Annotated in this window: 19 protein-coding genes; 17 read left to right on the top strand and 2 right to left on the bottom strand. The window is 39.4% G+C overall.

Features of this window, described 5'->3' with window-relative positions; genetic code table 11:
• Nucleotides 1-7: 7 nt before the first annotated feature.
• From CDOM16188_RS09480 to CDOM16188_RS09400, 17 genes are all read left to right on the top strand, one after another.
• Nucleotides 8-2,353, top strand: coding sequence for a chemotaxis protein CheW (locus CDOM16188_RS09480; RefSeq protein WP_172201720.1), 2,346 nt, complete (start codon nt 8-10; stop codon nt 2,351-2,353).
• Between the two features lie 3 nt (nt 2,354-2,356).
• Nucleotides 2,357-2,857, top strand: a complete 501-nt coding sequence (locus tag CDOM16188_RS09475) for a chemotaxis protein CheW (RefSeq protein WP_169942137.1) — start codon at nt 2,357-2,359, stop codon at nt 2,855-2,857.
• Between the two features lie 10 nt (nt 2,858-2,867).
• Nucleotides 2,868-3,491 carry a phosphoserine phosphatase SerB gene (serB, locus tag CDOM16188_RS09470; protein WP_172201718.1) on the top strand — a complete coding sequence of 208 codons (624 nt, stop codon included), beginning with the start codon at nt 2,868-2,870 and terminating at the stop codon, nt 3,489-3,491.
• 12 nt (nt 3,492-3,503) lie between these two features.
• Nucleotides 3,504-4,514 (top strand): transaldolase, encoded by a 1,011-nt coding sequence (locus CDOM16188_RS09465; RefSeq protein ID WP_172201716.1) that lies wholly within the window; start codon nt 3,504-3,506, stop codon nt 4,512-4,514.
• A gap of 10 nt (nt 4,515-4,524) precedes the next feature.
• Nucleotides 4,525-5,736 carry a type IV pilus twitching motility protein PilT gene (locus CDOM16188_RS09460; RefSeq protein ID WP_172201714.1) on the top strand — a complete coding sequence of 404 codons (1,212 nt, stop codon included), beginning with the start codon at nt 4,525-4,527 and terminating at the stop codon, nt 5,734-5,736.
• A gap of 63 nt (nt 5,737-5,799) precedes the next feature.
• Nucleotides 5,800-6,336 (top strand): 50S ribosomal protein L25/general stress protein Ctc, encoded by a 537-nt coding sequence (locus CDOM16188_RS09455; RefSeq protein WP_172201712.1) that lies wholly within the window; start codon nt 5,800-5,802, stop codon nt 6,334-6,336.
• Between the two features lie 15 nt (nt 6,337-6,351).
• A complete protein-coding gene (gene pth, locus CDOM16188_RS09450) occupies nt 6,352-6,903 on the top strand; it encodes an aminoacyl-tRNA hydrolase (RefSeq protein WP_172201710.1) in 552 nt (183 codons plus the stop codon).
• A gap of 247 nt (nt 6,904-7,150) precedes the next feature.
• On the top strand, nt 7,151-8,212 hold the full coding sequence (locus CDOM16188_RS09445) for an LptF/LptG family permease (RefSeq protein WP_172201708.1): 1,062 nt from the start codon (nt 7,151-7,153) through the stop codon (nt 8,210-8,212).
• A 41-nt stretch (nt 8,213-8,253) separates the two neighbouring features.
• Nucleotides 8,254-9,507, top strand: coding sequence for a diaminopimelate decarboxylase (gene lysA, locus CDOM16188_RS09440; RefSeq protein ID WP_367649350.1), 1,254 nt, complete (start codon nt 8,254-8,256; stop codon nt 9,505-9,507).
• Complete coding sequence (locus tag CDOM16188_RS09435) at nt 9,504-10,286, top strand: HAD-IIA family hydrolase (RefSeq protein WP_172201704.1); 783 nt, start codon at nt 9,504-9,506, stop codon at nt 10,284-10,286. Before lysA ends, CDOM16188_RS09435 begins: the two co-directional genes overlap by 4 nt.
• Entirely contained in the window at nt 10,270-11,349 is a 1,080-nt protein-coding gene (pheA, locus tag CDOM16188_RS09430; protein ID WP_169942154.1) for a prephenate dehydratase, read from the top strand. Before CDOM16188_RS09435 ends, pheA begins: the two co-directional genes overlap by 17 nt.
• On the top strand, nt 11,346-12,446 hold the full coding sequence (hisC, locus tag CDOM16188_RS09425) for a histidinol-phosphate transaminase (RefSeq protein WP_172201695.1): 1,101 nt from the start codon (nt 11,346-11,348) through the stop codon (nt 12,444-12,446). Before pheA ends, hisC begins: the two co-directional genes overlap by 4 nt.
• A 3-nt stretch (nt 12,447-12,449) precedes the next feature.
• Nucleotides 12,450-14,147 (top strand): flagellar basal-body MS-ring/collar protein FliF, encoded by a 1,698-nt coding sequence (fliF, locus tag CDOM16188_RS09420; protein WP_172201693.1) that lies wholly within the window; start codon nt 12,450-12,452, stop codon nt 14,145-14,147.
• The gene (gene fliG / locus CDOM16188_RS09415; RefSeq protein WP_169942160.1) at nt 14,147-15,178 is read left to right on the top strand and encodes a flagellar motor switch protein FliG; all 1,032 of its coding nucleotides are present in this window, start codon (nt 14,147-14,149) and stop codon (nt 15,176-15,178) included. Before fliF ends, fliG begins: the two co-directional genes overlap by 1 nt.
• On the top strand, nt 15,175-16,026 hold the full coding sequence (gene fliH, locus CDOM16188_RS09410) for a flagellar assembly protein FliH (protein ID WP_172201691.1): 852 nt from the start codon (nt 15,175-15,177) through the stop codon (nt 16,024-16,026). Before fliG ends, fliH begins: the two co-directional genes overlap by 4 nt.
• A gap of 11 nt (nt 16,027-16,037) precedes the next feature.
• Entirely contained in the window at nt 16,038-17,867 is a 1,830-nt protein-coding gene (gene dxs / locus CDOM16188_RS09405) for a 1-deoxy-D-xylulose-5-phosphate synthase (RefSeq protein WP_172201751.1), read from the top strand.
• Between the two features lie 63 nt (nt 17,868-17,930).
• Nucleotides 17,931-18,341 carry a Fur family transcriptional regulator gene (locus CDOM16188_RS09400; protein WP_169942163.1) on the top strand — a complete coding sequence of 137 codons (411 nt, stop codon included), beginning with the start codon at nt 17,931-17,933 and terminating at the stop codon, nt 18,339-18,341.
• A 157-nt stretch (nt 18,342-18,498) separates the two neighbouring features.
• On the opposite strand, the gene CDOM16188_RS09395 is transcribed toward CDOM16188_RS09400, so the two are convergent.
• The gene (locus tag CDOM16188_RS09395) at nt 18,499-19,065 is read right to left on the bottom strand and encodes a hypothetical protein (protein WP_172201689.1); all 567 of its coding nucleotides are present in this window, start codon (nt 19,063-19,065) and stop codon (nt 18,499-18,501) included.
• A gap of 248 nt (nt 19,066-19,313) precedes the next feature.
• Nucleotides 19,314-19,766, bottom strand: a complete 453-nt coding sequence (locus tag CDOM16188_RS09390; RefSeq protein WP_172201687.1) for a DIP1984 family protein — start codon at nt 19,764-19,766, stop codon at nt 19,314-19,316.
• Between the last annotated feature and the right edge of the window lie 33 nt (nt 19,767-19,799).

Below are 19,799 nucleotides of genomic sequence, written 5' to 3'. Positions count from 1 at the left end.
GTAAGATATGGATGATATGAGAGAGATACTTGAAGACTTTTTGGTAGAAGCCTTTGAGCTAGTCGAGCAAATCGACCATGACCTTATCGAGCTTGAGTCAAACCCTGAAGATTTGGAACTTTTAAATAGAATTTTCCGCGTGGCTCACACGGTAAAAGGATCGTCTTCGTTTTTAAATTTTGATGTTTTAACCAAACTTACGCATCATATGGAAGATGTTTTAAATAAAGCTAGAAAAGATGAGCTTAAGATAACGCCTGACATCATGGACGTCGTACTTGAATCAATCGACATGATGAAGTCGCTTTTGCATGGAATTAGAGATAACGGAAACGACACGGATGTAGGCATAGATATAGCTGATATCTGCACTAGACTTACTGCTATTTCAGAGGGCGAAAACGTGGCTGCGGCTCAAGAAAGTCCAAAAGCCGAGCCTGTAAAGGAAGTGCAAGCCGAGCCTGAACCTGAGCCTATCAGCGATGAAAATTTATCAAATTTAAGCGATGACGAGATAGAGGCCGAGATAGAAAGACTGCTTAAAGTAAGAAAGGCAGAAGATCAAGCCCGTAGAGCGCAAAAAGCAGCAAGTGCGCCTGCACCTAGTGCAAATTTGGCTCCTGAGGCTCCAAAAGCAGCCGCCCAGCCTGCACCTAAACCTGTTGCGCCAAGTGCTCCTAAAAAAGCTGAAGCCGAGAAGAAAGTCCCAGCTGCCTCAGCAGGCGGAAGCGATGCGGAACAGACTATACGCGTAGAAGTTAAAAGACTTGATCATTTGATGAATTTAATCGGCGAGCTAGTGCTTGGCAAAAACCGCTTGCTTAAAATTTATGATGACGTAGAGGAAAGATACGAGGGTGAGAAATTCCTTGAAGAGCTAAATCAAGTAGTTTCTAGTTTAAGCCTTGTAACTACGGATATCCAGCTTGCGGTTATGAAGACAAGAATGCTTCCTATCGCTAAAGTGTTTAACAAATTCCCACGCATGATAAGGGATTTAAGTCGTGAGTTAAATAAACAGATCGATCTTGAAATCGCGGGCGAAGAGACCGAGCTTGATAAGTCTATAGTCGAGCAAATCGGCGATCCGCTTGTGCATATGATAAGAAATTCTTGTGATCACGGCATAGAAGACGGCGCGACCAGAATTGCCGCAGGCAAGAGTGAAAAAGGAACTATTCAGCTAAAAGCCTATAATGAAGGTAATCACATAGTAGTTGAGATCGCAGACGACGGTAAAGGCCTTGATGCCGATATGCTTAAGGCAAAATCGATCGAAAAAGGCATAATAACCGAGCGTGAAGCTGATGCGATGAGTGATAAAGAGGCGTTTAGTCTTATATTTAAGCCAGGATTTTCAACTGCGGCTAAGGTCACAAACGTAAGCGGACGCGGCGTAGGAATGGATGTCGTTAAGACAAATATAGAAAAGCTAAACGGATTAATCGATATAGATAGCGAGCTTGGAAAAGGAACGGTCGTAAAACTTAAAATTCCTCTTACTCTAGCTATCATCCAGTCGCTTTTAGTGGGCTCTCAAGAGGAATTTTTCGCTATCCCGCTTGCAAGCGTTCTTGAAACGGTTCGCGTGCCTATAGATGATATATACACTATCGACGGCAAGAACGTACTTAGGCTGCGAGATGAGGTGCTTTCGCTTGTTAAGCTTTCAGACATCTTTGGCGTTAAGCAGGTATTTGACGGAGGAGAGCAGACTTATGTCGTTATCATCGGAGTTGCGGAAGCCAAGCTTGGTATCATAGTAGATAGCCTTGTAGGTCAAGAAGAGATCGTTATAAAATCCATGGGCGATTACTTGCAAAACATTCCTGGAATCGCAGGCGCTACCATAAGAGGCGACGGACGCGTAACTCTTATAATCGACGTTGCCGCTATGATGGAGATGGCAAAAGATATCAAAGTAGATATTAGAGCCAGTCTTGAGGCTTCAAAAGCGACTAAAGAAAAGCCGAGCGATTATAAGGTGCTGATAGTGGATGATTCCAAGATGGATAGAAATATCATGCAAAGATCGCTTGAACCGCTTGGCGTAACTGTTATAGAAGCTACGAACGGCGTTGAAGCGCTTAGTATAGTAAAATCGGGTGAACACGCTCTTGATGCTATGCTTATAGATATAGAGATGCCAAGGATGGACGGATATACTTTGGCTGCGGAAATTCGCAAATACTCAAAGTATAGAAATTTACCGCTGATAGCAGTTACTTCAAGGACTTCAAAGACGGATAGATTAAGAGGAGTTGAAGTAGGAATGACCGAGTATATCACTAAGCCGTATTCATCGGAATACCTTGAAAACGTAGTTAGAAAAAATATTAAAATGATAGGATAGAACATGAATGACAAATTAAATCAGGTTCTAAAAAGACAGAAAAAGCAAATTTCAGATCCTAGTGAAAAGGATAGAGATGAGATAGTCCAACTTGTCGGATTTATAGTAGGAGACGAGGAGTATGCGATACCTATTTTAAACATCCAAGAGATTATTAAACCGATTGAATATACTCGCGTGCCAAGCGTTCCTGAGTATGTTTTAGGCGTGTTTAATTTGCGCGGAAGCGTTATACCGCTAATTGATCTTAGAAAGCGCTTTTCGCTAAATGCCACAAAGCCTAATGCAAATACGAGATATATCGTGATGAAGGATGATGAAAACAGAGTGGCGGGATTTGTTATAGATAGACTAACCGAGGCAATTAGAATTAAAAAGAATAGGATCGATCCGCCGCCTGAGACTTTGCTGAAAGAAAAAGGTATGATCTACGGAATCGGCAAAAGAGATCAAAATATCCTTACGATTTTAAAAGTTGAGTCGCTCTTAAAGCGCGATTTTTAAAGGCTAAATTTTGATAAAACTTTGTGTTTTTGATTTTGACTCTACTTTGATGGATGGAGAGACTATTGATTTTTTAGCGCAGGCTCACGGAGTAGGTGATGAAGTTAGTGCTATAACCAAGCGCGCCATGGCTGGCGAACTTGATTTTTTTGAGAGCTTAACTAAGCGCGTAAGCCTACTAAAAGGACTTAGCGTAGAGAAAGTAGATGAAATTTGTGAAAATTTACCGCTTATGCCGGGAGCCTTTGATCTGATAACCCATCTAAAATCCAAAGGCATAAAAGTAGTTGTTTTTAGCGGAGGATTTCATGCAGGAACGGATAGGGCGCAAGCTAAGCTTAAATTTGACGCTAGCTTTGCAAATATCTTGCACTCAAAAGACGGCGCTTTAAGCGGACTTGTGGGAGGCGAGATGATGTTTGGTTTCTCAAAAGGCTCCATGATGCAAAATTTGCAAAATTTGCTAGGTATAAGCAAAGACGAAACTATGAGTGTAGGTGACGGAGCCAATGATATATCCATGTTTGAACATTCAAGTCTTAAAATCGCTTTTTGCGCCAAAGAAATTTTAAAAGCTAAGGCGACGCACTGTATAGATAAAAAAGATTTAAGAGAGATAATAAATTTAGTATAAAAGGCAAAAAAGATGTTTAACGGTAATGTCAAATTTTCGCTATGGTGTGATTTTGTGGAGAGGGATTTTTTAAATGGAGAATTTGTAGAACTTATAAATTCAGGCACGATAAACGGAGCTACTTCAAACCCCGCGATATTTAAATCTGCCTTTTTAACTTCAAGCGCTTACAAAAGCACTATAGAGCAAAGCGAGAGAAAACATCCTAAAAATATCTACGAGACTCTTGCTATGCAAGATATCAAAATCGCAGCAAATAAGCTTATAAAAAATTTCGCAAACGAGAATGACGGGTTTATAAGTATCGAGGTTGATCCAAACCTTTGTGATGATACTCAAGGCACGATAGAAGAAGGTGTTAGGCTGTTTAATGAGATGGCTATGCCAAACGTTATGATCAAAATTCCTGCGACAAAAGCAGGATTTGAAGCTATGAGCGCGCTTATAGCAAGAGGAATTTCAGTCAATGCTACGCTTATATTTTCACCTGAGCAAGCGATATCTTGTCTTGAAGCCTTTGAGAGCGGAACGAAAATTTACGAGAAAAAATTCCCAAATACAAAACTTCCTCAGGGCGTGATAAGTATTTTTGTAAGCCGTTTTGATAGATTGCTTGACGAAAAGATGCGTCAAAGCTCACTTCCTACGGGACAAATCGGCATAATGAATGCTACTAAAATTTATAAAATCATAGAGGCTAGGAATTTAGCCAACGTAAGAGCGCTCTTTGCAAGCACCGGCGTAAAGGGAGATGAACTTAGCAAGGATTATTACGTAAAAGAGCTAATGTATAAAAACTCGATCAATACAGCTCCGCTTGATACGATCAAAGCTTTTATAAGCCAAAATAGCGAGCCAAAAGAAGCCGCAAGCGATGATAGTATCGAGAGATTTTTTGAAGTGGTAAAACGAGCCGATATAGATATGAGCAGAGTTTATAAAGAGCTTTTAAGTGACGGCATAAAGCAGTTTGTGCAGGCATATGAAGAGATAATGAAAGCATTAAAACAAAACCAAATTTAGGGAGCGAGCTATGGAAATTTCTCAATTTGAAGTAGACGTCAGTAAATTAGATTTTATCTTAAGAGATAAACTTAACGGATATCTTTCAAAGCTTGTTGAGGGCGGCGGAAGCGATCTTCACATAAAATCGGGCGGATATATCTACGGTAGATTTAACGGTGAAATTCGCCAAATGAATACCGAAATAATGAGTCAGTCAGACAGCATTACTTTGGCAAAAGAGCTTTTGCGTTCTCGCTTTAAAGAGCTTGTGGATATGAAAAATATCGACTTTACCCATAAGCTAAATGACGATTATCGCTTTCGTGTAAATATATTTTTCCAAATGGAAGGTGTTTCTGCAGTTTTTAGAACTATACCTACGAAAATTCCAAATTTTGAAGAACTTTATCTTCCGCCTATAATAGAAAAAATTTGCGATACGGTAAATCGTGGGATTATCTTAGTTACCGGTCCAACAGGAAGCGGTAAGACGACAACTCTTGCAAGTATGATAAATAGAATGAACGCTCAAAAAAAGCGTCATATTATCACTATTGAAGATCCTATCGAATATGTCTATACCGATCAAAAAAGTATCGTAAATCAAAGAGCCATAGGACAAGACGCGAGCGGATTTTCAGACGCTTTGCGTGCATCTTTGCGCGAAGATCCCGATGTGATTTTAGTTGGCGAGATGAGAGATCTTGAAACAGTAAAAACTGCGATGGCTGCGGCTGAAACAGGGCATTTGGTACTTTCTACTCTGCATACTTTGGATGCTAAAGAGACTGTGGGGCGGGTTATAAATATGTTTCCAAAAGAGGAGCAAAATCGTATAAAGATGACCTTTGCTTCGGTTGTGGAAGCGATAATTTCTCAAAGGCTTGTTAGAACTCTTCAAAACACTCGCAGACCTGCCGTTGAAGTGATGATTAAAAACGTAAGAATTAAAAACATGATCATGGACGGCAGAGAGGGTGAAATTTATGACGCGATCGAGCAGAGTAAAAACACTTACGGTATGCAGACTTTTGATCAGCATCTGCTTGAACTTTACAATGAAGAGATAATAGACCTTGAAGAGGCGCTGGAAAAATCAAGCAAGAGAAATAACCTTGAAATCAAGATCAAAAACGCAAATTTAGCAAAAGAGGGCATGCTGGATCTTGCAAGCGGAGAAGAGGATTATACAGAAAGGTTAAAACGCGACGTAATCGCGCTTAAAGACTTGGACAGTTAAATTTAGGCTAAATTTATAAAATTTTAGCTAAAATCGGCATTTATTTTTTATGAAAGGAAAACGATGTTAGAAGGTATCGTTAGAGAGAGTATCGGTAAAAAAGCTTCTAAAGCTTTGAGAAGAGATGGTTATCTAATCGCGAACATTTACGGAAAAGGATTAGAGAATATTGAGGCGGCTTTTAAGGTAAATGAATTTATCAAAGAGGTGCGCAAAAAAGATAGTCTTGCATTTGATGTAAAGGTTGGCGATAAGGTACTTAAAGTCGTTATCGTGGAGTATCAAAAAGATCCTATCACAAACGCTCTTAAGCACGTGGATCTAAAAGTTGCACTTCCTGGTGTCGTATCAAAATACTTAATTCCTGTTAAGCCTTTTGGAACACCGATCGGTCTTAAAAATAAAGGTGTTTTGATCCTATCTAAAAAGAGACTTGCAGTAAAATGTACAGCTGAAAACTTACCAAATTCATTTGCGCTTGACGTTAGCAAGCTTGACGTAGAAGATACGATATTAGTAAGAGATATCACCGTTCCTGCAGGCGTTAGCATGGTTGATGCCGGTCATGTTGCAGTTGTCGGAGTCGTAAAAGCTAAGTAGTTTAAGGCTTATAGATTGATCCTTATAGTTGGGCTGGGAAATCCCGGCTCACAATACGAAAAAACAAGACACAATATCGGGTTTATGCTTATAGACCTACTTAAAACCGAGAAATTTACCGACGTTAGTTCTAGCAAATTTCAAGGCCAACTTTTTAAATTTTCAAATTTGCTTCTTTTAAAACCTCAAACATTCATGAACTTATCAGGAAACAGCGTAAAAGCGGTAAATGATTTTTACAAACCGGAGCGCATTATCGTAATTCACGATGACTTAGACCTTAAGCTTGGAACGGTTAAATTTAAAATAGGCGGCAGTAGCGGCGGGCATAATGGACTAAAATCGATTGATAGCTTAATCGGAAGCGAGTATGAACGAGTCCGTATAGGCATAGGCAGAAGCGATAAGACAAGTGTCACAAGTCATGTACTTGGTGCCTTTAGCGAATATGAAAATGAATGCTTGCAAAAAGTTTTAAGCTATACTAAAGAGGCGGTTTTAGAGCTTATTGGAAGCGATGTTGCTAGTATTTCTCAAAAATACTCTACAAAAAAAGGAATTTGTTAAATTAAAATCCCAAATTTTGGTTTGATTTTAAAGAGTTAAATTTAAACAATAAAAATTCCCAAATCAGCTTTTATTTTTTCATTGAAAACTACTCATTTAAACGAAATCTCAAGATTCTTATAAATTTCAGTATCGCAAAAGTCAAAAATATCTTATTTGTCAAATTAAAACTTAAAAATTTATCCTTAAATAGGCTGGATTTAATTTAAATTAGATAAAATTCGACAAATTTAATGAAGGTGTTTTAGTGAATTTGTACGCAAGATATGTCGGCTGGCTATATTTTAAATCGTTTTTTGTGATATTTTTAGCCCTCATATTTTTTTACGTGGGTATCGATATACTTACAAATCTAAAAGACATGCCCACAAGTGCGAACTTAAGACTGCTTTATTTCTCGCTGACATCTCTTACTGCCGTTAATTACGTGCTTCCGCTATCTTTGATTTTTGCCTTGATTGTTAGTAAATTTAGCATGATTAGAAACAACGAGCTTGTTAGCTTTTACGCTCTTGGTATCAGCAAAAACACGCTTATTAAGCCGCCTTTTATAATTGCTCTTGTAATTACCCTTATGTATGTCGGCTTAAATTTTACCCCCTTTGCCTATTCTTACGAATTTCAAAGAAATTTGATGAAAACTTCTCAAATTTCGCGTGTTAGTTCTGATATATTTTTGAAATTTGAGGGCAAATTTATCTACATCAAAGAGCTTAATCCCGTAACGGCTACGGTAAAAGACATAAGGATATTTGACGTGTCTAATGGAAAGCTGCTAAGCGCTACTTTTGGTAACGAAGCAAGCTTTAGTGATAACAAATGGTTACTTAAAGATGTAAATGTAACTACTATGCCGGAAATCGTAAAGCTTGGCGCAAAAGGGCTTGATATAAGGCACTTTGACACTCTTGAGAGTTTGGAGGGTTTCAAACCAAAAACCATAGAAAACGCTTATCAGGCAAGCTCTTCCATATCTATTTTAGACGCGCTTGATTTTATATTTGCATTTGAAAAAGAAGGCGTTGGGCTAAATGCAGCCAAAACCACTTTGTACAATCTAGCCTTTTCTCCGTTTTTTGCGCCTCTAATGGTTTTTATAATCTATTATTTCTTGCCTGTTACGGGTAGATTTTTTAATCTCGCACTTGCCAGTTTTGTGTTTATTATAGTAACACTTTGTGTTTGGGGTGCTCTATTTGTACTCATGAGATTTGCTCATAACGGTGTTATACTGCCGGAGCTTGGAGTCTTGTTGCCGATAGTTTGTATATTTGGGGTTGCTTTATATCTTTATTTTAAGCACCGTTAAGTCAAATTTAGGCTAAAATTCAGTAAAATCTAATCATTTCTATCAAGGTTAGTTTTATGGATTTTACAAATTTAGCCAAAACTTACGGCACCCCTCTTTATGTTTATGATTTTGATTATATAGCCGCTAGATATGAGGCTTTAAAGCAGGCTTTTCACGCTAGAAAATCTTTGGTTTGCTATGCCGTTAAGGCAAATTCAAATTTAAGCGTTTTGAAGCATCTTGCAAATTTAGGCGCAGGGTTTGATTGCGTAAGTCAAGGCGAAGTAAGGCGAGCTTTGATGGCGGGAGCCAAAAAATATCAGATCATTTTTAGCGGTGTGGGCAAGAGCGATAATGAGCTGAAATTCGCCCTTGAAAATGAAATTTTGATGATAAATTTAGAGAGCGAAGCCGAGATGTATAGCCTTGAAAATGTTGCAAGAGAACTTGGCAAAACGGCTCGCATAAGTATAAGGGTAAATCCCGATATAGACGCTAAAACCCACCCTTACATCTCAACGGGACTTAATGAAAATAAATTTGGCGTTGATATTAAAACCGCTAAAAAAATGTACTTGCACGCTAAAAATTCAGCCTTCCTTGAGCCTGTCGGCATACACTCTCATATCGGCTCGCAAATCACCGATATAGAGCCTATAGTGCAGGCTTCAAAGGTCGTTTCAAATCTGCTTAGAGAATTAAAATCAATTGAAATTGATATCAAATTTTTTGACGTTGGCGGCGGACTTGGTATCGTATATGGCGATGAAAAAGAGCCGAATTTATATGAGTACGCGCAGGGAATTTTAAGCAATTTAAGCGGTCTTGATGTAACGATCGTTTGTGAGCCGGGTAGATTTATCGTAGGCAATAGCGGATATTTTTTAACTAGCGTTTTGTATGAGAAATTTAATAAACAAAAGCGCTTTGTTGTGGTTGACGGAGCGATGAACGACTTGCTTCGCCCAAGCCTTTACGGAGCGAAGCATAAAATTTTTGCAGTTAAAGACGGACAAGTAGTCTGCGGCTGCAGGCAAGAGGATTTGGACAAATTTGACTTTAGCCTTTGTGATGTGGTAGGTCCCGTATGCGAAAGCGGCGATTTTTTAGCCAAAAACGTAAATTTACCGACTTGCGATAGCAAGGATCTGCTCGTAGTAAAATCAGCAGGAGCCTACGGCTTTAGCATGAGTAGCAACTACAACACGCGCCTAAGAGCCGCAGAAGTTGGCGTAAAAGACGGTAAGGATTTTTTGATTAGGCGTCGCGAAAGTTTTGAAGATCTGATCGCTCTTGAAAAGGATCTTTTGTGATATTTATCGACGTTCAGGGCACTTTGATAAGCGATAGTGACAAAAGCCCCATAAGCGGCGCTTGCGAGCTGATTGAGTTTTTAAATTTGCAAAGCATTCCGTATGTCGTCATAACAAATAACACGAAATTTAAAAGCGATGAGTTTTTAGCAGAGCTTAGAAGCAAGGGGCTGGCGATAAAAGAGGGTGCTTATATAGATCCTTTTTGCGTGCTTGAAAGCATCTTACCGCCTTGCAAAATCGCAGCCTTTGGAGCCGATAAATTCAAACAAACCATGAGAAATTTAGGCTATGAGCTTGATGAAAATTTCACTAAAGCCGTGATAGTAGCTAGCGGAGATGACTTTAAATTTGATGAATTCGCTTCAATGATAGAAATTTTGCAAAACGGTGCAAAACTAATTGCAATGAGCGAAACTAGCGTATATAAAAAAAATAATAGAAGCTATCCCGGCGTAGGAGCGATAGCCAAGATGCTAAATTACGCTACGGGACGCGAATATGAAGTCATCGGAAAGCCAAGCAAGGAGTTTTATAAAGCCGCTTTGGAATTATTAAATTTACAAAATGCAAAGGCTAATTTTAACGATATTTTGATAATCAGCGATGACGCCAAGGGCGATTTGGTGGGTGCAAAAGAGCTTGGTATGAAAACGGCTCTTGTTTTAAGCGGCAAGGTAAAGGATACTAAAAATTCAGGCGTTAAGCCACACGTAGTAGATAAAATTTACGCCGATGTTTCCGAGTTTTTAAAGGAGCTAAATGCAAAATATAAATGATTTGCGAAGTGAAATCGACAAGATTGATGATGAAATTTTAAAAAAATTAAACGAACGCATGAAGTTTGTCAAAAAAATCGGCGAACTAAAACAGACCAGCGGCACTTCGATATATCGTCCCGAGCGAGAAAGAGCGATACTAAACCGCCTTGAAAGTAGCGGCTCAAATATCTTAAATAAATCGGCAATCGAAGCGATATATCTTGAAATTTTCGCAGTTAGCAGAAATCTTGAAATGCCCGAGAAAGTCGCCTACTTAGGGCCTGAAGGCACTTACACTCATCAGGCTGCCGAGAGTAGATTTGGCGCGATGAGCTCGTATCTGCCGCTTGCTACGATTGAGTCGGTTTTTACTAAGCTTAAGCACAAAGAGGCAAAATACGGTGTAGTTCCTATTGAAAACAACACTGAAGGCGCAGTTGGTGCGACGCTTGATTGTCTTGGTAGGTTTGAGGGTGTCAAAGTAGTGGCTGAAATTTACATGGATATACACCATAGTTTTGCAAGTACTTGCGAGAATTTAGGCGACATTAAGCGTATCTACTCACATCCGCAAGGATACAACCAGTGTCTTAAATTTTTAGATGATCATCTGCTTTCAAGTGCCGAGTTTATCCCTACAAAATCAACCGCAGAGGCTGCGAAATTCGCTTCAACCGAGCCAAATTCGGCGGCGATCTGCTCAAAGATTGCTGCTAAGCTTTATAATGTGCCGATTTTGTTTGAGACGATTGAGGATAATATGGCAAATCGCACGAGATTTTTTATATTGAGTGATTTTAAAAACGAACGCGCTCAGAGAAATAAAACATCGATTCTAGCGCGCACCGATCACCGTCCTGGCGGGCTTGCCGACCTGCTTGGAGCCTTTAGGGATGAGGGGATAAATTTAACTAAACTTGAAAGCCGTCCTATAAAAGAGCGCGAGTTTAGGACTGTCTTTTATATAGATTTTGAAGGTCATATAGACGATGAAAACGTCGTTAGAGCCATTGAAAAAGTAAAGACATTCGGTGATGAGATAACCTGGCTTGGAAGCTACATTTCAGGAGATGAGAGATGAAATTTAACGAGAATTTGGCAAATTTGATAAATTATGAAGCGGGTAAGCCGATCGAACTTGTGGTTAGGGAGTTTGGCATAGCAGCAAATGACGTGATAAAGCTAGCTAGTAACGAAAATCCGTTTGGCACGAGCAAAGCCGTCGTTGAGGCCATAAGAGAGTATGCAAGCAAGATGAGCTTGTATCCTGATGATAGCTATTTTGAGCTAAAAGCTGCACTTGCAAAGAAATTTAGCGTAGATGAAAAGTGCCTTATAATAGGCTCCGGAAGCGATCAGGTGATAGAGTTTGCCGTTCATGCTAAGGCAAATGCTAAAAACGCCGTGCTGATGGCGGGAGTGACCTTTGCTATGTATGAAATTTACGCCAAACAAACCGGTACTAAAATCTATAAAACCAAAGCCAAAGAACATGATTTAAACGAATTTAGAGAAATTTATAACGCACATAAAGACGAGATTGCTATCATATTTCTTTGCTTGCCGAACAACCCCCTTGGCGAGTGTGTAGATGCGGATGAAGTATATAAATTTCTTGGCGAAGTTGATGAAAACGTCCTTGTGGTGATCGACGGCGCGTATCAGGAATTTGCAAAATTTAAAGACGCTAAAAAAGAGATAAAACCAAACGAGCTTATAGCGAAATTTAAAAATGCCATTTATCTTGGCACCTTTTCTAAGGCTTACGGGCTTGGCGGTATGCGAGTGGGATACGGTATCGCAGACGCTAGCGTCATAGGCGAGCTTGGCAAGCTTAGGGCGCCTTTTAACATCACGAATTTAAGTCTTAAAGCGGCGATTGAGGCTCTAAAAGATGAGGAGTTCGTAAGACACTCGATAGAAGCGAATTTTAAAGAGATGATAAGGTATGAAGAATTTGCAAAGAAAAACCAAATCGAGTTTATAAATAGCTATACAAATTTCATAACTTATAAATTTAATGAGCTAAATGCAAGCGATATCGCGCAAATTCTGCTAAAAAAAGGTATAATTTTACGTGATTTAAAAAGTTATGGACTAAATGCCGTTCGTATCACGATAGGACTACAGTGGCAAAATGATAGAGTTTTAAGCGAATTAGAGGGGACTATAAGATAGGAAATGGATTTTAAAGCGATATTTCAGCAGATTGGACAAATTTATCAAAATCTCTCTTTAAAACAGCGTATAATCGCGGCAAGCTCGGTTGTGTTTGTCGTGGGTTTTTTGGTCTTTCTTAGTATTTATAAAAGCTCTCAAGCTCAAAGCTATGACGGATATAGCGTACTTTTTGAAAACATCTCTCCGAGTGATTCCGCGCTTATCGTTCAGCAGCTTGAAAAAAACGGCGTAAAATATAAAATTTACAATGAAGGCACCATCTTAGTGCCGACTGCCGACGTTTATAAAGAGCGAATTTCCGTAGCTTCTATGGGAATTTTAAAGGACAATAAAGTCGGTTTTGAAATTTTTGACAAGCAGGAATTTGGAGCTACGGATGCCGAGCAAAAGGTCAAATTTCAAAGAGCTCTTGAAGGTGAGTTAGCGCGTACGATAGAAAGCCTAGCGCCGATAGATAAGGCTCTTGTGCGAATAGCAATCCCAAAAGAGACGTTATTTACGGAGCGAACGACTCCTCCTTCAGCCTCTATAGTATTGAATCTAAAAGACGGACAGAGTCTTAATTTAAAGCAGATTACCGGAATTAAAAATTTAGTCTCTTCGGCGGTTGCAAATCTCACTCCTCAAAACGTAAAAATCGTAAATCAAGACGGAATTCCTTTGGGCGAAGAGGATGGCGACTATGATAGCGATATGATCGCTCAGCAGATAAGATACAAGCGCGAAGCCGAAAATGCTCTTGAGCAAAAGATACTGAATGTGCTTTCGCCAATCGTAGGCGGCATGCATAAGGTCGTGGCTAAGGTTACGATTGATTTTGATTTTTCGCGCAAAGATAGCGAAAGCGAGACTTTTGATCCAAATTCGGTCGCCAGAAGCGAGCAAAATATCGAAGAGAAACGTCAAGGCTCTAAAGCTCCGGAGGTACAGGGCGTGCCGGGTGCGGTTAGTAATATAGGTCCTGTTGAGGGTCTTGAAGATAAAAAGCTTGAGGAACTTTATACCAAAAGCTCGGCAACTACGAATTATGAAATTTCAAAGAAAGTTATGCGTATCAAGGATCAGTTCGCTACTATCAAGCGTTTAAGCGCTGCGGTGGTGGTTGACGGAAGATACGAAAACAAAAAAGATGAGAGCGGAAATTTAACAAAAGAGATTGAATACATCCCGCTTAACAAAGAACAGCTTGATCAGATAAACGCACTTATCAAGCAGTCCGTAGGCTTTGATGCAAATAGAGGCGATGAAGTTACTCTTAGCAATTTTGAATTCCAGCGCCCGAGCAACGAAACGCCTGCAAGTAAGGTGAATTCGTTTTTTGATGCTTACGTAACGCCGTTTTTGCCGATACTTAAGTATCTTTTCGTCGCACTTTTACTATTTATATTTTATAAGAAAATCATTGTGCCGTTCATGGAAAAAATGGTTGAAAATATCAAAGAAGAAGAGCCTGAAGAGTTGCCTGATATGATAGATCTTGACGATAGCGAAGACGCTTTGGAGAAATTTAAAGCCGCTAAGAAAAAAGTCGAAGAGCAACTTGGAATCGGTGAAAATTTCAACGAAGACGAGCTAAGATACGATGTCTTGCTTGAAAAGACTAAGCTTATCGTGCAGGAGCGAAGCGAGGAGATATCGGTGCTTATTCAGGATATGATTAAAAATGACGTTGATTTTAGCAACCGCAAGGATTTTTGATGGCTACTAAGTTAAACGAACAACAAAAGTTAATTTACGATGATCTTTCAATGCCCGAAAAGGTCGCGATACTTCTAATCCAGCTTGGAGAAGATGCCACTACGCTTTTATTTTCTCATATGGAAGTTGATGTTATAACTGAAATTTCACGCTACATCGCTACGGCCAAAAGCGTAGATAGACAGGTTGCAGCTGCGGTTTTGGAAGAATTTTACGCACTTATGCAGTCAAATCAATACATGAGAAGCGGCGGTCTTGAATATGCTAAGGAAATTTTATACCGCACTTTTGGTCCTGAAACCGCGCAAAAAATTCTTGATAAACTTGCTAAAAGCATGGAAAGCACCAAGAGCTTTGGTTATCTAACCAAGATCAAGCCTCAGCAGTTAGCGGACTTCATCACCAAAGAGCACCCTCAAACCATAGCCTTGATACTTGCTCATATGGACTCAACGAGCGCTGCGGAAACGCTTTCTTATTTTAGCGACGATCTTAGAGGCGAAGTCGTGATGAGAATGGCAAATTTAGGCGATATCAGCCCTTCTGTTATCAAAAGAGTTTCAACCGTGCTTGAAGGCAAGCTTGAAAGTCTCACTTCATATAAAGTTGAGGTCGGCGGTCCAAGAGCGGTTGCCGAAGTGCTTAATAGACTTGGGCAAAAAGCCTCAAAATCAACGCTTGAGCATATCGAAGACAGCGATGAAAAGCTTGCTACCGTTATCAAAGAGCTTATGTTTACATTTGAAGATATTAACACGCTTAATCAAATCGCCATTAGAGAAATTCTTAAAAACGTTGATAAAAAAGATCTCATGGTTGCACTTAAGGGCTCAGGCGACGCGCTTAAAGAGAAATTTATGTCCAGTATGTCACAGCGTGCAAGCGAGGCGTTTAAAGAGGAGATGCAGTATCTCGGCGCCGTTCGCGTAAAAGACGTCGAAGAGGCGCAGCGCAGAATAGTAGAGCAAGTCCAAGCCTTAGCCGATCAAGGAGTCTTCCAAGTCGGTGAAGCTGATGAGATGATAGAATGAGAAGTAGCGTTATATCCAACGAAGATGCTAAAAAGCACTTTGTTGAAAATTATCGGTTTAAGGTTTTGGGTCAGGAAAAAAAGATCGAAGAGAGCCACACTCATGACAACGGCTTTGTAGGGCAAAATTTAAAATACGAAAAAGATATAGGCTCAACCGATGATGTAAAAATTTTTGATTCTAACTTTACTCCTACTAAAGATGACTCTCAAAATTCGCCTAAAATTTCTCTTTCGCAAGATAATGCTGCTCAGTCAAATTTCGTAGAGGAGCTTTTAAAGCGAATCGATGAGCTCTCAGGCAGTATCATAAAGCTTCAAATGCAGATAGAAAATCAAGAGAGCGAATTTGCCAGACGTCTTGAAAACGAAGTTGCAAGAGCTAAAGATGAAGGCTTGCAGCAAGGCAATACCGAGGCTAAAGCGAAATTTGAAGAGAAATTAAAAGAGCTTGAAAGCAGATATAGCTCCTCTGTTTCAAGGCTTGATAACGAGTCTGCTAAATTTGAGCGTTTTTTGGTTTCAAGCGAGGAGGAGCTCTCAAATACGGCTATTGATATCGCAAGGCAGATAGTTAAAAAAGAAATTTCAACAAGCTCTTCAAGCGTGGCTTACGCACTGGCAAAAGCCTTGATGAAGGATTTAAGCGAGGCTAAAGATGTACAAATTCGCGTTAGTCAAAAGGATTTTGAGTTTTTAAAAGAGCAGTTTGGCGCAAGCGACAATATACAAGTTGTGCCTGATGAAGCCATCAATGTAGGCGGCGTGATCGTGATGAGCGATATCGGAAATCTTGACGGCACTATAGAATCAAGATTTGAAAAGATCAAAAAGATAATTAGCGAATGAAAATGGATGAGATAAATTTAAAAGCGATGAGTGTGAGCGAGCTAGAAGAGCTTGCTCAAAAACTTAGAGATAAAATTTTACAAACCGTGAGTAAAAACGGTGGGCATCTTAGTTCAAATATCGGTGCAGTAGAGCTTATAGTTGCTATGCATTATGTGTTTGACGTGAACAAAGACCCGTTTATATTTGACGTGAGCCACCAAAGCTATGCGCATAAGCTCTTAACGGGTCGTTGGGATAAATTTGATTCGCTAAGGCAATTTGGAGGCATAAGCGGCTACACCAAGCCAAGCGAAAGCGAATTTGATTATTTTGTAGCGGGACACAGCTCTACTTCTATCTCTCTTGCCGTAGGAGCCGCTAAGGCGATAAGACTTAAAGGCGAAGATCGCTTGCCCGTAGCTATGATAGGTGACGGCTCGATGAGTGCGGGCATGGCTTACGAGGCATTAAATGAGCTTGGAGACCGCAAATACCCTTGCGTCATCATCTTAAACGACAACGAGATGAGCATAAGTAAGCCAATAGGTGCGCTTAGCAAATACCTAAGCCAGATGATGGCGGGACAGCCTTATCAGAAATTTAAAAGCAGAGTCGAGAAATTTTTAAGCTACATGCCTGATTCTGCCGCTTACATGGCGCGCAGGATGGAAGAGGGGATTAGACTTATAACTCCGGGAATGTTTTTTGAAGAGCTTGGGCTTGAATATATAGGTCCTGTCGATGGACACGACATCAAAGCCCTCATAGACGCACTTGAAGTTGCAAAAGCTATGAAAAAACCAGTTATAGTGCATGCTCAAACCTTAAAAGGCAAAGGCTACGAAAAGGCCGAAGGACACTACGCAAACTGGCATGGCGTGGGTCCGTTTGATCTTAAAAGTGGAGAGAGTATCAAAAAATCCTCCGCAAAATCGGCAACCGCTCTTTATAGCGAGTATCTTATAGAGCTTGCAAGCAAACATGAAAATATAGTAGGTGTTACTGCCGCGATGCCTACAGGAACAGGCCTTGACGCACTTATAGAGAAATTTCCGCATAGATTTTGGGATGTAGCAATCGCCGAGCAGCACGCCGTAACTTCGATGTCTGCGATGGCAAAAGAGGGTTTTAAGCCTTTTATCACTATATACTCAACTTTCTTGCAGCGAGCTTACGATCAGGTTATTCACGATGCTTGCATTATGAATTTAAACGTCGTCTTTGCTATGGATAGAGCAGGTATCGTGGGTGAAGACGGAGAGACTCATCAGGGAGCTTTTGATATCAGTTATCTAAATTTAGTTCCAAACATCACGCTCTTTGCTCCAAGATGTGCGGCAAATTTTAAATTCGCTATGGAGTATGCATATATACACATCGGAGCCTGTGCCTTTAGATACCCGCGCGGAAATTTTCTGCTTGAAGAGGGTGAATTTGAAGCTCGTGAATTTAAGCTTGGTAAAGGCGAAATTTTAGCTCCTGCAGATGGAAAAATAGCATTTATAGGATACGGAAACGCGGTCGGAAAAGCAAATTTAGTTAGAAAAGAGCTTATCGGTAAGCTTGATGCAACTCTTGTTGATTTGGTCTTTATAAAGCCGCTTGATAGGAAGCTTCTTTTAAATTTAGCTCAAGAAAAAAAGATATGGTATGTATTTTCGGATGGAGCCAAAAAGGGCGGCGTAGGCGAAATTCTCGCAGCATTTTTACAGGATGAAAAAATTTATGACGTTAAAATCACCAGTTTTGAGTATGAGGATAAATTTATAAGCCACGGTAAAACCCAAGTCGTTGAGCAATATCTTGGAGTGGATGTTAAAAGTATTTCTGAAAAAATACTAAAAGATAATTTATATTAACAACTATAATAAACTTTTAAATAAATTTTTTGTATAGTTAGCTAAAAAAATTGGGAGAGAAGCATGAACTATATGAATTTATTGAAAGAACACGGACTAAAAGCAACTCCGCAGCGCATTAGCGTGCTAAAAATTTTAAATCGTCATATGCACCCGACTATCGATGAGCTTTATGAAGAAATTTGTATCGAAAATCCTTCAGTATCGCTTGCCACGGTATATAAAAACTTAAATATGTTAAAAGACGAAGGTTTGGTAGTTGAAGTAAATATGCCAAACCAAAAAGCAAGATATGATATCTTTGAAGAGCCTCATATCCACGTAGTATGCGAAAAATGCGGTAAAGTCAGCGACGTAGCTCATAGTGATATATCGCTTGATGATTGCAAGCAGAAGCTTGAAAAAAGGCTTGGAAACATAGTTGAGAGAATGAACGTCCTAGCTACAGTTAAAGATTGCAAGCATTGCAGATAAGGGCTAAATTTAGCCCTTGCTATTTCTTTTTGTTTTAGTCAATTCATAAAATTTAAATACAAAACAACCAAATCTTATTTTATAAATTTACTCAAATTTTCATTTTTGATTTCAGTTTATTTTTCTATCTTGCTATAAAAAATCGTTTGAAAGCTCTTTAAAGTCTTTTTATCTCGACTCTGATTTGCTTTTTATCTTCGGTTAGCTTCGCTTCATAATCAAGCGTAGAAATTTTAGGAAAATTTGTCGCATTTATATCTGGAATTATTTTTTGAGTATCTTTAATGCCGATATCCGCACTGCAAGAGATAGCGTTTCCGTCACTGCTTTTATCTGTGGTATTAAAGCCGCTAAGCACAATCATATCCAAAGTGGCTTTTTCATTAAATTTATCCGATACTTTAATGATTTTACAAAGCAGATCGTCTTTGTCACACTCTTTGGAGGGATCAAATTTTTGCGCGACATGGCTTGTTTGAAGAACTTTTTTGAGCGAAAATCCTGAGGATAGATTGGATACTACGTCTTTTACTGCCTTGTTTGAGCTAAGCTCGTCTTTATAAACGCTTGCCGCAAAAAGATCGCCAAGATGAGGTTTGATAAGTTTTTTAATAGTCTCTTGAACATTTTTATCATCGCAAGCCAGCTCTTTCTTAGTTTCAAAGCAACCTGAAAACAAAGCCGCGGTTATCGCTAGGCTTAAAAATTTAATATATCCTGACATTTATCTTCCTTTTTGTTTTAAATTTTAGCGGATCAAATTTAAACCGAATTTTGAATTAACCGCTTGGTTTATCTGCCCCCAAACCCACCCTGTATCATCAAATCAGTATATGGTAGTAACATTACTCGCTAACTTTGCCCTTGTAAGATTACTGAGATAAATCTGCTTGTTTGCGATCTCTCCGAATCGCGGGTGTAGCCTAGTTTTAAACGGATTTATACTCGCTTTTGATGATATTTAACCAAAATTTAAATCAGATCAACCTGCCAATTTGCCCTTTGAAGTAGCGTATCGGTCTGGCGAATCTCTTTTGAAATTCCGTCAAGCTCTTTTTGCAGGCTTGCTACGTCCACCGTGCTTAAGATTCGAATCTCTTTGCTTGAATACATCTCGACTTTTCTGCTGGCATTTTCTATAAAGCTCCTTAAAATTCCGGCTTTCATCGTCATAGTATCGCGCTTAGCTATAAGATCGACCAAATTTTGCCCTTCGATTTGAGAAGCGCAGTTGGTTTTATTGATCTTTGATATGAGAGAATTTAGCTCGTTTATACAGCCGTCAAGTTCTTTTAAAAGTTCGCTTGGTTGCTCCGCAACTTCGTCGTTTTCTTGGACTTTTGCATTGTTGTTAAGTCGCACACGAAGCTGTTCGATGCGTTTTTGCAAATCCGCACGCAGGATAAGTGCTTCTGCCAGTTTCATAGCTACTCCTAAAATTTGTTTTGTAAAAATTAT

Source organism: Campylobacter sp. RM16188, assembly GCF_012978795.1.
GTDB classification, from domain to species: domain Bacteria; phylum Campylobacterota; class Campylobacteria; order Campylobacterales; family Campylobacteraceae; genus Campylobacter_A; species Campylobacter_A canis.
Note: the sequence above shows the minus strand (reverse complement) of the source record. Positions and strands in the feature narration are given on the sequence as shown.

Coding starts and splice junctions, on each gene's coding strand:
- CDOM16188_RS09480 (WP_172201720.1), top strand. CDS start 8: ATGGATGATATGAGAGAGATACTTGAAGACTTTTTGGTAGAAGCCTTT.
- CDOM16188_RS09475 (WP_169942137.1), top strand. CDS start 2,357: ATGAATGACAAATTAAATCAGGTTCTAAAAAGACAGAAAAAGCAAATT.
- CDOM16188_RS09465 (WP_172201716.1), top strand. CDS start 3,504: ATGTTTAACGGTAATGTCAAATTTTCGCTATGGTGTGATTTTGTGGAG.
- CDOM16188_RS09460 (WP_172201714.1), top strand. CDS start 4,525: ATGGAAATTTCTCAATTTGAAGTAGACGTCAGTAAATTAGATTTTATC.
- CDOM16188_RS09455 (WP_172201712.1), top strand. CDS start 5,800: ATGTTAGAAGGTATCGTTAGAGAGAGTATCGGTAAAAAAGCTTCTAAA.
- pheA (WP_169942154.1), top strand. CDS start 10,270: ATGCAAAATATAAATGATTTGCGAAGTGAAATCGACAAGATTGATGAT.
- hisC (WP_172201695.1), top strand. CDS start 11,346: ATGAAATTTAACGAGAATTTGGCAAATTTGATAAATTATGAAGCGGGT.
- fliF (WP_172201693.1), top strand. CDS start 12,450: ATGGATTTTAAAGCGATATTTCAGCAGATTGGACAAATTTATCAAAAT.
- fliG (WP_169942160.1), top strand. CDS start 14,147: ATGGCTACTAAGTTAAACGAACAACAAAAGTTAATTTACGATGATCTT.
- fliH (WP_172201691.1), top strand. CDS start 15,175: ATGAGAAGTAGCGTTATATCCAACGAAGATGCTAAAAAGCACTTTGTT.
- CDOM16188_RS09400 (WP_169942163.1), top strand. CDS start 17,931: ATGAACTATATGAATTTATTGAAAGAACACGGACTAAAAGCAACTCCG.
- CDOM16188_RS09395 (WP_172201689.1), bottom strand. CDS start 19,065: ATGTCAGGATATATTAAATTTTTAAGCCTAGCGATAACCGCGGCTTTG.
- CDOM16188_RS09390 (WP_172201687.1), bottom strand. CDS start 19,766: ATGAAACTGGCAGAAGCACTTATCCTGCGTGCGGATTTGCAAAAACGC.